The organism is Myxococcales bacterium, from assembly GCA_016717005.1.
Classification (GTDB): Bacteria; Myxococcota_A; Polyangia; order Haliangiales; family Haliangiaceae; genus UBA2376.
In genome coordinates this window covers 915,755-928,807 of the sequence record JADJUF010000039.1, presented here as the reverse complement: position 1 = coordinate 928,807, position 13,053 = coordinate 915,755, and the positions used below count along the sequence as shown (strand labels likewise).

Sequence of the window (13,053 nt, the reverse complement as noted above, 5' to 3'; positions counted from 1 at the left end):
GGTCGGTCAAGCGCGGACGCTGTCGGCGGCGCCGGCCGCCGCGGCGCCGATCGCGGGCAGTCCCGGCGCGCCGCTACCGGGCGGCGTGCGCGCGCGACTCGAGCGCGGCTTCGGCGCGCGCCTCGACGCGGTGCGGATCCACACCGACGCCAACGCCGCCGCCGCGGCGCGCGGGCTGGCCGCGCGCGGCTTCGCGGCCGGCCGCGACGTCTACCTCGATCTGGCGCAACCGGAGCTGACCGGCGAGGCCGGGTTCGTGCTGCTCGCGCACGAGGTCGCGCACGTCCTGCAGCAGACCGGACGCGCGACCACCGATCAGACGATGGTCGCGACGGCGCAGCACGGCCCCGCGCCGGTCCAGTGCGCCGAGCAGGCGGTCGACGCGATCGGGCTGTGGGAGGACGACAAGATCGAGTACGCGACGATCCGCGCGCGCTACGAGCACGAGCACGGCACCGGCGATGCGGCGCTCAACGCGGCCTTCGCGAACGTCGAGGCGCTGGTCGGCACCGCGTTCCGGCCGGTTCCCGCCACCACGCCGGCGCTCGCCGCCGAGCTGCTCGGCACCGGCGGCACCGCGCCCGCCGCCGCGGCCAAGCTCACCGCCTTCGACGCGCTGCCCGAGCGCGTCCGCGGCTTCTACCTCGACTGCTGGAAGGCGCTCGGCCAGTTCGCCGCGGCGCGCACCGCGCTCGATCGCGCCGGCCGCGATCTGCGCACCGCGTTCCTGTCGAAGGCCTTCTACCTCGCGTACCGCAAGGCCAACCCGTCCTCGGCGTTCGTCATCGAGGCGCTGGCGCGGCCCGAGCGCACCGGCTCGCCCAAGCGCATGGTGCTGAAGACGCTCTTCTTCACCAACTGGGCCAACACCTATCTGCCGTTCTTGCTGAGCCCGACGTCGCGCTGGATGTACGACCTGTCGATCCAGGGCGGCTCGTTCCAGAAGGCCGCGGCCGCGGCGATGAAGGCCGCGCAGGAATCCAAGGGTCTCGAGGAGAACGAGCTGTTCTTCGTCACCCTGACGGCCCTGGTCAAGCTCGACGAGCTGCGAACTTCCTGGTTGCCCGATCTCGCGGCGCGGTTGCTGAAGCAGGGGCACCTGGCGACCGTGACGCGGCAGAACCTGGCGGCGCGCCTGGCCGAGCCCGACGACGGGGGGCCCGACTGGCAGTCGGCGCCGACCAAGACCGACGACGCGGACTTCTCGCCCGAGCAACTGAAGATGCTGGGCCACCTGCGGCCGCTGGTGAAGGCGAAGGCGGCGCTGGCGCTGGCGTACTGGCGCGGCGTCGACGATCGGGTCCTGGCGAGCGGCGAGGCGCGGACCGCGTTCCAGGCGGGCCTCCGCGCCGACGCTCGCCTCAAGCCCTTCGTGAAGCACCTGATCGCGATGGGCAAGGCGCTCTTCACCGAGAAGAACGCCGGGCGCTTCGACTCGCTGCCCAAGCCCGACGTCTACGGCGGCAAGGTCAAGAACGCGCGCGAGCACCTCCGCGCCCACGTCTACAAGCACTACGAGGTGCCGTTGATCCAGTCGATCCGGAAGGGCGCCGACCCGAGCGACGCCGACCTCCGGATCGGATGGGTGCTCGTGGCCGCCGATCTGCTCGATCAGCAACTGCGCGACTACGACGTCGCCGCCGACAAGGGCTTCGCCAAGGTCGACCTCGGCACCGCGGCGAAGAAGAACGAGAAGCTCCTCGCCGATCACCGGATCGGTCATCGCATCCGGGTCGCGCGGCTGGTCAACAACATCGCGGCCATCCTCGCGTCGGACGCGCTGTCCGCCACCGTCAAGGGCGTGCTCGCGCCCAAGGAGAATCAGGTCGCGCTCGATCGAGCGTGGACGCAGTCCAAGGACATCCGCCTCGGCGACATGTCGCGCGATCTCGGCGCCGGCGCGGTGCCCGTCAACTTCCCGTCGATCAAGCTCACCTTCGGCCTGATGGAGCGGTTCCTCTACGCCGACTACTATCGCCAGCTCACCGGCCAGCTCGAGACGCTGCTCGGCCAGCGCAAGGACGACTTCTCCGACACCCACCAGCCGATCCTCACCGACGCGGTGAAGGCGGTCGAGACCTGGCCGCGCCCCGAGCGCTGGATCATGCCGGGCTCGATCGTGCTGAAGGGGACCAGCCCGACCGAGTCGATCTCGAACCTCCTGCTCGACCACCCGCGCGTCGCGGAGGTCCGCGGCGGGCGCGCCGGCTTCTTCACCGCGACCGCCGACGGCGAGCGCGTCCACGCCGACGGCGCCGTGGTGTGGGCCATCCCGCGCATGGATCAGATGGTGGAGCTCCTGCGCAAGATCCCCGGCCTCGACGACGCGGTCCGCACGGTGTGGAACGCCACGTACGTCGACCCCATGCCCGCGCAGCCCGCCTACTGGACCTGGCTCGACATGCTGGAGAAGCTCGCGAAGGCGGGCACGTTGGTCGGCGGCACGTCGGTCGACGAGCTCTTGCGCAAGCAGCTCACCGGCGACTACGACCTCGCGCTCAAGGGCGACGTGACCCACGTCGGTCTCGAGGACGCCGCGCGCCGCGCCACGAGCCATCAGCGCCGGGTTCACGAGGAGACGCGCATCTTCCCGCACTGGCGCGCCTACGATCGCTACCAGCTCGACAAGATGTTCGAGCCGCGCGAGGCGGCGTCGTGGATGCTCGACTTCGGCGGGTTCATCATGCCCGACGAGGATCGGCCGGCGCAGATGGCGGCGATGGTGCTCGAGACCGCGGCGGTCATGAACGGGGCGATCGGCGGTGATCTGCGCGACATCCCCATCAGCCAGGTCCTGCCGCTGATCTCGGGGACGCTGCGGGTGTGGAAGGAAGAGCACGATCCGCGCTACCGACCACGGGTGCTGGCGATCCGGCGCGGCGACTACACTGAAGCCATGATGGCCATGGCGGCCGCGCTCCTGGCCAACCAGGAGAAGACGCTCAAGGAGGCGGTGCTCGAGCATCAGCTCGAGTTCGGCATGCTCGGCGAGGTCGGCTCGCAGAGCCTGCGCGCGGTCGGCGAGACCTATCACTTCCACGCCGGCTACGACAACGGCTTCCACCACGAGGGCGTGCGCTACCAGCTCGTGAAGGTCTACAAGTCGTTTCGCTGGCACACCCGGTTCCCCATGGGGCTGGCCGGCGGCGTGCCGTGGCCCGGTACCGACGACACCGCGGGCGATGCGTTCCTGGTCGACGAGAAGCGCCGGCGGATCGCGCCGACTGGCGACCTCCTCTTCAAGATCAAGATCGGCGATTCCTTCTGGGACGTCGCCGATACCAACTTCCGCATGCTGGGTCAGGTCTCGCATGCGACCGCGATGTACTCGATCCTCAAGGGCCTGAAGAAGCTGGCCGGCGCGCTCGACACGTTCGCCGACGCGATCATGGTGGCCGCGAGTTGGTTCCCGCCGACCGCCGCCGCGGCCCGGGTGGCGCGCATCGCGGCCGCGGTCTTCGAGACCATGGGCAGCGACGAGCTCAAGGAGATCCTCGACGCCTTCAGCAAGGACGGCGTCGGCGCGATCCGCAAGTACGTCGAGCACATCCTCGGCTTCTTCAAGATCTCGCCCGAGCAGGCGGTGCTGTGGCTCCTGTTCGACACCGTCGATCGCAAGTTCGACGTGCCCGATCACGGCACCGACCGACAGCGGAGCGTCGGCCGCAAGCAGGGCAAGTGGGCGCGCGTCGCCGCGATCGCCCGCAACATCCTGCGGCTGGGCACGCGCATGCTCGCGCGTGTCCAGCGCGTGCGCGCCGTCGCGCAGACGCCGGTGCGGCGCGCCCACCTGTGGTTGATCAGCCATCCCGGCGCGTCGACGGTCGCGCGCTTCGTGCTGCAGAACTACGAGCGGCTGCCGTCGATCGACCTCGCCGAGCTGATCGGCGGCGGCGCCGCGACCGACAAGGACCGCAAGGCGACGTACGAGGAGCAGTTGAAGGAAGGCGCCAATGGCCTGCTCGAGCGTGGCGCCGAGATGCTCAACACGCTGTCGCACGTCGAGCTGCCCGAGGAGCTGGTCAAGCTCGAGACGGTGATCGAGTTCATCATCGACACGATCATCGATCGACTCGGGTTTGAGTACCGCATCGGCTACGCCGGCATGAAGGCGATCTTGAGCGAGCTCGACATCTGGCAGGACGGGCTCAAGGCCATCGCCGATGGCTTGAAGTCGGGTGGCATCGATCCCAACGAGCTGTGGCGCCAGCAGATCCGCGATCGCTTCAACCCCACGCTGGTCGAGTTCCGCGACGAGTTCGTCGGCGCGCTGAAGGGCAAGCTCAGCGAAGTGCCGTTCCTGGCGAAGATGGTCAAGACGCCGGACGCCGCCAGCGTGCCCATCGCCGCACAGACCGACGGCTCGGGCTTTCCCGAGCAGGAAGATCAGCCGGAGACCGAGCCGTTCTTGCAACCCGGTGGCGCGGGCGGGTCAGGCGCGCCGCCGTCGCCGCCGTCGTTCGAGGCCGGTGCGCCGCTGTCGGTCGACACCCGCGCGGCGGTGGAACCGCGGCTCGGCCACGACCTCGGCCACGTCCGCCTCCACACCGGTGGCGACGCTGGCGCCATGACGTCGGCGTACGGCGCCGAGGGCCTCACCACCGGCAGCCACGTCTTCTTGCGGCCCGGCCTCGACCCCGGCTCGACGTTCGGGACGCGCGTGCTCCACCACGAGCTGACCCACGTTGTCCAGCAGACCGGCCCGCGCCCGCTCGGCGCGGCCCACTCGTCATCGCCGCAGGTCGGGACCGCCGGGCTCGGGCTCAACGTCGACACCGCGCGCGAGGCGTCGGCCGATCGCGTCGCCGGCGGTGGACACCTCGACGACGCCGACCTCGGCGCGACGCGGGGCCTGCAGCCGTTCGGCTCGGACTTCTTCCGCAGGTTCCTGCGCGAGATGACCGCCGACACCGCGATCCGCAAGAACATGGAGGAGATCGACGCCGGCAAGGGCGGCGCGAAGTACCTCGAGGAGGAACTGGCCGAGGACGCCGACGCGCGCGCGGTCGCGGCGGCCCTGAAGAGCGGCGGGGTCGCGGCGCTGTTCTCCGCGCTCACCTCGATGAAGCCGGCCGACTTCAAGATGGCGCCGTTCAACCTTCCGGACGTCGCGGCGGCGGTGGTGAAGTACATCGCCGACAACGCCGACAAGAAGAAGAAGATCGAGAGCGCGATCCCGGTCTTGGTCTACAAGGCCCGGCTCGATCACAGGACCAAGGCCGGCAAGGACGCGCCGGTGAAGACGTACTACTACGTGCCGCCGCGCAAGCTCGAGCTGGAGCTCGCCGACTACCTGTTCGCGCAGACCGGCGTCGCGATCACGATCGACCTCGCCGAGACCAAGGGCAAGGGGCCGGTGGCGCGCAAGGACGTCGTCGACGCCACCAAGCCGATCAAGGGGGTCCGCGCGGGCTACCTGCACCTGCCGTTCCTCGGCGGCACCGCCGGGCTGTGGGACACGGTCATCGAGAACACGTTCGCGACCAAGCCGTCGATCAAGACCAAGTACGCGTCGACGACCGACGCCAAGGCCGAGTACAAGGCCGCGGCCCGGCTGGTGCTCAGCCGGCTCGGTCCTCGCCCGGGGACCTACGACAACAAGTCGAAGGTGCTGAAGCTCAGCGACACGGTGGCCGCGCTGGTCGAGGCTGAGGCCCATCCGCCCACCGGCGATCTGCCGGCGAACCAGTTGCCGGTGGCGAAGGACTACCTGCGCACCAACCACGCCGACGAGGGCGGCACGCCGATCGCGCCCGACCCGAGCTACGGCCACGTCGGGTTGCGGCTCGGCACCTACGCCGAGTTCGGCCCGGCTGGCAGCCAGAAGGGCTACGAGCGCGACGCCCACCACACCACGCAGTACCTGCTGCTCGAGTACCTGCACAACATGCACAAGACCAACTCGCCCTTCCCGGTGAAGGCGGGTATCGCGAGCGACTACTATCCCGGCGTGTCGGGCGACGCGAGCGGCGTCACGACGATCAAGGGCATCCAGGTCGCCAGGTTCGAGGCGGGCCGCGGCGCCGAGATGCCGATCATCTTGCTCAGCAAGCACACCCACCGCAGCGACGTCCACATCCACGCCGAGCCCGACGAGAGCGTCGAGAACAAGAGCAAGTCGGCGCCGGGGCAGGCGGTCGACAACCACTTCTACGACGGGCTCGGCGGCGCCAGCGAGCGGTCGGCCTGGCGCGCGCTGTTCAAGAACAAGGAAGCGCTGCGCGCCGCGCAGAAGGCCAACGCGCCGCTCGAGGTCGCCGGCAAGTCGCTAGCCCGCGACGCGGTGGCCGAGCGGATCTTCTCGGCGGCGTGCACGACCTACAAGTGGATGCGCGACGAGATGCAGACGAAGCTCAAGGACGCGCTTGCGACCCGGGAGGTCGACTACTACAACTTCACCGCGGAGACCGGGAGGCTGGACAAGGCGACGCACTGGCTCGAGCCCAGCGCCACCGCGGCTCCGTGGAAGCTCGCCGTGAAGTGGAACAACGCCAGGATGGAGTCGGGTGGTGCCGGGTTCGATCCCACGAAGTGACGACACCGCCGCGAAGGTGATCGCGGAGGTGGAGCAGGCGCTGGCGCGCGACGGCAGCTTCAACGAGCGCTGGGCGGCGGCGCGGCACTACCTGGCGAGCGGGCTCGACGCCGAGGCGCGGCCGTCGGTGGACGCGCTCGAGGCCGCGGCGGTGGAGCCGCACGAGCGGGCGATCGCCGCGCACCTGGCCGCTGCGGTCGGGGACCGCGAACGCAGTCGCCGGCTGCTCGCGGGACTCGACGTCGCGGGCGCCGACGCCGCCAACGACGATGACGCGTTCGCGCTCGGCTACGTGCTGCGCGCGCTGGTGCTACTCGGTGACGACGCGCCGGCCGCGGCGCTGGCGGCGCGGCTTGGCGATGACGACGCGGCCGCGGCGGCGACCGGCGCCGGCGAGGATCTGGCGCGGGCCGGCCAGCTCGAGCGCGCCGAGGCGTGGGCCACCGCGGCGTCACGTGGCGGCGACGCGTCCGCGTGGTTGGCGGTCGGGGAGGCGTGGGCGGCGCGATCGGACACGGTGCGCGCGCGCGAACCGCTCGCGCGCGCGGTGCAACTGGCGCGCCAGCACGAGCCTCGGCGCGGCGCTCACCTCGCGCGCGCGGCGGCGATCCACGTCCGGCTCGGCGAAGGCGCGAAGGCCGCGGCGCTGGCGCGCGAGGTCGTCGGGGCCGAGCCCGACGGGAGCACCGCCGATCCGCGGCACCTCCTCGCCGCGGCGGTGGCGGGCAACGATCGGGCGAGCGTCCAGCGGCTGGTCGGCGAGGCGTGGAGCGGCGCTCGCACGGTCGAGCAGCTCCGGGCGATGGTCGTCGTCGCCCGCTACCACCTGGCCTTCGCGCTGCCGCTGCCGCGCGCCGCCCGCGGCGACCGGCGCGCCTACGCCGACGAACTCTTGCGCTTCGCCGAGGCCCACGCGGGCGAGTTGACCGACGCGTACGCCGTCGATGCGCTGCGCGCGGATCTGGCGCGGGCGCGGCTGGCGCTGGGCGACGTGGCCGGCGCGCTCGCCCACGCGCGGCGCATCCCGCAGCTCGGCACGCGGGTGTGGATCTCGATCGAGATCGTGGCGCGTCTGGCGGGAGCGCCGTGACGCTGGGTCGGCTGTGGGGCCGGATGATGCGCAGGTCGGGCGCCGGCCACGGCCACGGCCCGGACCGCGACGGCGGCGACGGCGACGGCGACGGCGACGGCGATGACCAGCGCGAGCGCGCGGTAGTGCGGGCGGAAGTGTTCGAGCAGCGCCAGCGACCACGTCAGGTCGGCGCCGGCCGCCAGGACCGGCGCCACGCCAGGCCGACGGCCCCGAGCGCCGCGACGGCCGAGCCGACGACGCGCGCGCGGGCGAGTCATCGCCCCGGGACACACCGCGGGCCGGCCGTAGGTGGTTGATCGTGCTCGGTGCCCGGTGCGCCCGTGCCAAGGGGGCCACGCGGTCGCTCGGTCGCGCCAGCGTGGCGCGCCGTCGTGGCGCGTCAGCGGCTCCGGTGCAGGCGGCGCGTCAGCGGAGCCGGCGCAGGCGCTCGGCGCCGTCGACCAGGCGCAGCTCGTCGCCGCGCAGCTCGAGCTCGTGCTGCTCGTGGCCGCAGGTGCACGGGCCCGCGGGATCGAAGCTCGAGCCGGTGCGGCGGGGCTGGTGTCCGACCGCGGCGACGGTGAGCTGGTAGCGATCGCCGCGCCGGGCCCAGCGCTGGGTCCGGGCGCAGGCCGCGATCACGTCGGCGGCGTCGGCGCACGACGCCTCGACCACGTTGACCGGCAGCTCGGCCCGGGCGTCGGCGAAGGACTCGACCGCGGCGGCCCGGGCGTCGGCGCTCTGCCAGCGGCCGACGATCGGATCGCGGCCGCCGCACGCAGCCAGGGCCAGCGCGACCGCCGCCGCCGCGCCCCGCATCAGGTCCGCCGCAGCAGGACGCCGCCGAGCGAGTAGCCGGCGCCGAACGACGCCATCAGGCCGTAGCTGCCGGTCGGCAGATCGTCGTGGTACTTCGAGAACGCGATCACCGAGCCGGCCGAGGCGGTGTTGGCCAGCTCGCCCAGGATCAGCGGCGCCTCGAGCGCGGTCGGCGCGCGGCCGAGCAGGCGCTGGGCGATCAGGTTGTTCATGTTCTCGTTGGCCTGGTGTAGCCAGAACCGGGCGATCTGGTCGGCGGCGATGCCCTCGGCCGCGAGGTGCTCGCCGATGAACTTGGCGGCCAGCGGCACGACGTCTTTGAACACCCGCCGGCCCTGCTGGTAGAACAGCTTGTCGTCGGCGAACTGCCGCGCCGGGTCGCAGCGGTTCAGGTAGCCGCCGTTGTTGCGGATGTTCGACGAGAACTTGGCCATCGACCGGGTCGACAGGATCTCGTAGCTGCCCGGGCGCGCGGCGGCCGTCGGCTCGATCACCGCGGCCACGGACGCGTCGCCGAAGATGAAGTGGCTGTCGCGATCGCGCCAGTTGATGAAGCCGCTGGTCAGCTCGGGCGTGACCGCCAGCGCGCACGTGGCCTTGCCGAGCTGCACGGCCTCGCTGCACATCGTGATCGCCATCGTCGCCGACGAGCAGCCCAGCGCGATGTCGACCGCGTAGCCGGCGCCGCCGAGCGCGTCGAGCACCTCGATCGCGATCGACGGGTACAGGCGCTGCAGGTTGGCGGCGCCGAGCACGACCATGTCGACGTCCTTCCCCTCGCGGCCGGCCTCGGCCAGGGCCCGGCGCGCGGCGTTGACCGCGAACTCGGCCTGGTACGACAGCTCGTCGTCCTTGCGGTCGGGGATGTTCGGCACCAGCCGATCGGGGTCGACGATGCCGGTCTTGTCGACCACGTAGCGCTGGGTGATGCCCGACGCCTTCTCGATGAACTCGGGGGTCGACTCGCGCAGCTCGGTGAAGGTCCCGGCCGCGATCTCGGCGGCGTGGGCCTCGTTCTCGCGCCGGACGAAGACGTTGAACGCGTCGCACAGCTCGGCGTTGCCGAGCAGGGTCGGGGGGTGCCACACCCCCGAGCCGGTGATCGCGGTCCCGGTCGTCTTGTGCATGGCGCGGACGATACACAGCGATCCGGGACGGTCAAACCGCGGGCGATGACATCGACGGTCATCTCCTGGTCCGACCGCACCGCGGAGCGCGGTTCACGACGGGTCACTTCGGCTTGGTGAGCTCGGCCAGGGCGCCGCGGAGCAGCTGCGAGGACGGATCCGCAGCGATCGCCATCTTGATGTTGAGGACGGCGGTGGTGCGGTCCCCGGTGCGCAGCGCGCCCTCGGCCCGGCGGTACAGCACCAGCGCGCGCGCGTTCATCGACCGGGTCGGATCGACGGGCGCCGCCGGCGCGGGCGGCGGTGGTGGTGGCGGCGCCGGGGGCGGTGGCGTGGCGCCCCCGGGGATCGCCGCGGCCTCGCCGGGCTGGCTCGACGCGCGCCGCACCCGCAGGTAGGTGGCGGCGGCCTCGGGCTTGCGCAGCTCGGCGTAGGCGCCGGTGACCCGGGCGTACATCCGCGTGAGGCGATCGAAGTCGCGCGCGCTCAGGCTCTTGCGGAACAGGTCGGGGTGGCGGGTGCGCGCGACCGCGTGGTACGCGCCCTGGATCGCCGACGAACCAGCCGTCGGCGCCAGCTCGAGCCACTCGAAGTGCGACAGGCCGTCGGCGCGGGGCTCGACCTGATCGAGCCACGCCAGCACCTGGTGCGGGGTCCACGCCATGTCAGGCCGCCCGCTGGGTCGGCGCGCCGAGGATGGTGAGCTGGGCCTCGCACGTCGTGCCGGTGTCGGCGTCGCGGGCCCGCACGTGCAAGATGCCGTCGGTGTCGACCCGGAACGTGACCTCGATCCGGACCTCGCCCCGACGGCGCGGCGGCAGATCGGCCAGCACCAGCTGGCCCAGCGGCTCGTTGTCGGCGAAGCGCCGGGCCTCGCCGCGGCCGCACTCGATCACGACCCGGGTCTGCTGGTCGTGCGCGGTCGTGAACACGCGCGTCCGCTCGATCGGCGTCGGCAGGTTCTTCTCGAGGATCGGCTCGCTGTAGCCGCCGGCGGTCGAGATGCGCAGCGTCGCCGGGGTGACGTCGAGCAGGATCGGGCGCGCCGGCGGGGCGGCCTCGGCCCAGGGCACGTCGCCGTGGGCGAGCGGCGACAGCGCCGCGGTCGGCACCGCGTCGCGCGTCGACATGCCGCCGCCGCGGAACAGGTTGCCCGACAGGCTGCCGGCCTGGATCGCGGCGCCCTGGGCGACGACCTCGTCGGGGTTGATGCGCAAGGCCGGCTCGCGCCCGAACAGCTCGGCCAGGCGCTGGCGCACCAGCGGCACCCGGGTCGAGCCGCCGACGCAGACGACCTCGGTGATCGAGCTGGGCGGCAGGTTGGCGGCGGTCAGCACGTTGCGGGTCAGCTCGATCGTGCGATCGACGTAGCCGCGGATCAGCTCGTCGAGCTGCGACCGGGTCAGGCGGAACGGCAGCGGCACCGGCCGGCCCTGGTGGACGAGGCCGTCGATCGTGCCCTCGGCCACGCCGGCCTGGGACAGGTGGATCTTGATCTCTTCGGCCGCGATCGTGAGCCGGGTGCTCAGCGCCGGGTCGCCCCGCGGATCGATGCGGAGCTGCCGGTTCATCTCGGCCGACAAGAACTCGGCCACCGCGCGGTCGATGTCGTCGCCGCCGAGGAAGAAGTCGCCGTCGGTGGCGAGCACCTCGAACACCTCGTCCTTGATGGCCAAGAGGCTGATGTCGAACGTGCCGCCGCCGAAGTCGAAGACCGCGACGATCTCGTCCTTGTGCTGACCGAACCCGTAGGCCAGCGCCGCCGCCGTCGGCTCGTTGAGCAGGCGCATGACCTCGAGGCCGGCCAGGCGCCCGGCCTCCTTGGTGGCCTGGCGCTGGGCGTCGGTGAAGTTGGCCGGTACGGTGATCACCGCCTCGGTGACCGCCTGGCCGAGCTGGCGCTGGGCGCAGCTCTTGAGGTGCCCGAGCACGTACGCCGACACCTCCGGCACGGTCAGGCGGCGGGCGCCCGCGACGATGATCGCCTGCTGGTTGGGGCCCTCCTCGACCGGGTACGGCAGGCCGGTCAGCGCCAGCTGGACCAGCGGCGCGCGCACGTTCTGGCCGATCAGGCGCTTGGCCGAGTACACGGTCGTCGCCGGGAAGTCGGCGCGCAGGTTCTTGGCGTCGAGGCCGACCACGACCTCACCCGTGGGCAGGAAGCTGACCACCGACGGGTGGACGCGCTCGCCGGCGGCGCCGAGCGCGAACTCGACGCCGGTGGGGGTGGCCACCGCGACCACCGAGTTGGTCGTTCCGAGATCGATGCCGACGGCGAGACCCATGCGCTGGACAGTATCGACCGGTCCGGCCGGGTTCGCCACTTCGTGCATTGCCGACCGGCTGGCGTCGCCGCACAGTGCGCGGGTGCCGGCCCCCCTCACCCCCTTCACCTTCCGCAACGGCGTCACGATCCCCAACCGGGTCGCGCTCGCGCCGCTGACCAACCTGCAGAGCCACGCCGACGGCACCCTCTCCGACGTCGAGCTGCGGTGGCTCGCGCGGCGCGCCGCTGGTGGTTTCGGCCTGATCAGCACCTGCGCGGCCTACGTGGCCGTCGACGGCAAGGGCTGGCCGGGCGAGCTCGGGGTCGAGCGCGACGATCAGGTGCTGCGCCTGGCCGAGCTGGCCACCGCGCTCGCGGTCGGCGGCGGCCTGTCGATCGTGCAGCTGTTCCACGGCGGCACCCGCGCGCCGTCGGCGCAGACCGGGGCGCAGCCGTGGAGCGCCAGCGCCTACCACGAGGACGGCGCCGACTTCGAGCCGCCGGCGGCCGCGACGACCGAGGATCTCGAGCGGACCATCGCCGCGTTCGCCGACGCCGCGGCCCGGTGCGCGCGGGCCGGGTTCGGCGGCGTCGAGCTGCACGGCGCCCACGGGTACCTGCTGTCGCAGTTCCTGTCGACCGCGATGAACCTGCGCACCGACGGGTGGGGCGGCGACCTGGTCGGCCGCGCGCGGCTGATCCGCACGGTCCTGCGGGCGGTGCGGGCCCGGGTCGCGCCGGGCTTCGTGGTCGGCGTGCGGCTGTCGCCCGAGGATTTCGGCCAGGCCCGCGGCCTCGACCTCGACGAGACCGTGCAGGTGGCGCGGTGGCTGTGCGAGGACGGCGCCGACTTCATCCACCTGTCGCTGTGGCGGAGCGAGCGCATGACCACCAAGCGCCCGGACCAGCACCCGATCGACCTGTTCCGCGCCGCGTGCCCGCCCGAGGTGGCGATCATCGCCGCCGGCGCGATCTGGACCGTGGCCGAGGCCCAGGCCGCGCTGGACCGCGGCGCCGATCTGGTCGCGCTGGGCCGGGCCGCGATCGTCAACCCCGACTGGCCGCGCGAGGCCGCGACGCCCGGCTGGGCGCCGCGTCGGCCGCCGCTGACGATCGCCGAGCTCGAGGAGCGCGCGGTCTCGCCGCATTTCGGCGGCTACCTGCGGCGCTGGAAGGGCTTCGTCGCGGACTGACGCGGGCCGGCGGTGGCCGGGCCAGCGACACGCCGACCAGA

At 72.5% G+C, this 13,053-nt stretch carries 7 protein-coding genes; 3 read left to right on the top strand and 4 right to left on the bottom strand.

The genetic code is table 11. The features are described 5' to 3' along the window. Positions 1 to 85: 85 nt before the first annotated feature. Together IPL61_34905 and IPL61_34900 are read left to right on the top strand one after the other, a co-directional pair. Positions 86 to 6,535, top strand: a complete 6,450-nt coding sequence (locus IPL61_34905; GenBank protein ID MBK9036384.1) for a DUF4157 domain-containing protein — start codon at positions 86 to 88, stop codon at positions 6,533 to 6,535. Positions 6,536 to 6,551: 16 nt separating this feature from the next. Next, positions 6,552 to 7,625: a hypothetical protein gene (locus tag IPL61_34900; protein MBK9036383.1), complete on the top strand. Its 1,074-nt coding sequence runs from the start codon at positions 6,552 to 6,554 to the stop codon at positions 7,623 to 7,625. Between the two features lie 408 nt (positions 7,626 to 8,033). Here IPL61_34900 and IPL61_34895 read toward each other — a convergent pair whose 3' ends face one another. The 4 genes from IPL61_34895 to IPL61_34880 form a co-directional block, all read right to left on the bottom strand. Then, positions 8,034 to 8,426: a hypothetical protein gene (locus IPL61_34895; GenBank protein ID MBK9036382.1), complete on the bottom strand. Its 393-nt coding sequence runs from the start codon at positions 8,424 to 8,426 to the stop codon at positions 8,034 to 8,036. Continuing rightward, complete coding sequence (locus tag IPL61_34890) at positions 8,426 to 9,553, bottom strand: beta-ketoacyl-ACP synthase III (GenBank protein MBK9036381.1); 1,128 nt, start codon at positions 9,551 to 9,553, stop codon at positions 8,426 to 8,428. The genes IPL61_34895 and IPL61_34890 overlap by 1 nt, the downstream gene beginning before the upstream one ends. Positions 9,554 to 9,656: 103 nt before the next feature. Then, positions 9,657 to 10,217: a hypothetical protein gene (locus IPL61_34885; GenBank protein MBK9036380.1), complete on the bottom strand. Its 561-nt coding sequence runs from the start codon at positions 10,215 to 10,217 to the stop codon at positions 9,657 to 9,659. 1 nt (position 10,218) lies between these two features. Then, entirely contained in the window at positions 10,219 to 11,838 is a 1,620-nt protein-coding gene (locus IPL61_34880; GenBank protein ID MBK9036379.1) for an Hsp70 family protein, read from the bottom strand. Between the two features lie 82 nt (positions 11,839 to 11,920). On the opposite strand from IPL61_34880, the gene IPL61_34875 reads away from it, so the two are divergent. Next, complete coding sequence (locus IPL61_34875; protein ID MBK9036378.1) at positions 11,921 to 13,012, top strand: NADH:flavin oxidoreductase; 1,092 nt, start codon at positions 11,921 to 11,923, stop codon at positions 13,010 to 13,012. Positions 13,013 to 13,053 lie beyond the last annotated feature (41 nt).

What these genes read in the sequence shown, in the direction of transcription:
- IPL61_34885 (MBK9036380.1), bottom strand. Translation starts at nt 10,217, where the DNA reads ATGGCGTGGACCCCGCACCAGGTGCTGGCGTGGCTCGATCAGGTCGAG.
- IPL61_34880 (MBK9036379.1), bottom strand. Translation starts at nt 11,838, where the DNA reads ATGGGTCTCGCCGTCGGCATCGATCTCGGAACGACCAACTCGGTGGTC.
- IPL61_34890 (MBK9036381.1), bottom strand. Translation starts at nt 9,553, where the DNA reads ATGCACAAGACGACCGGGACCGCGATCACCGGCTCGGGGGTGTGGCAC.
- IPL61_34895 (MBK9036382.1), bottom strand. Translation starts at nt 8,426, where the DNA reads ATGCGGGGCGCGGCGGCGGCGGTCGCGCTGGCCCTGGCTGCGTGCGGC.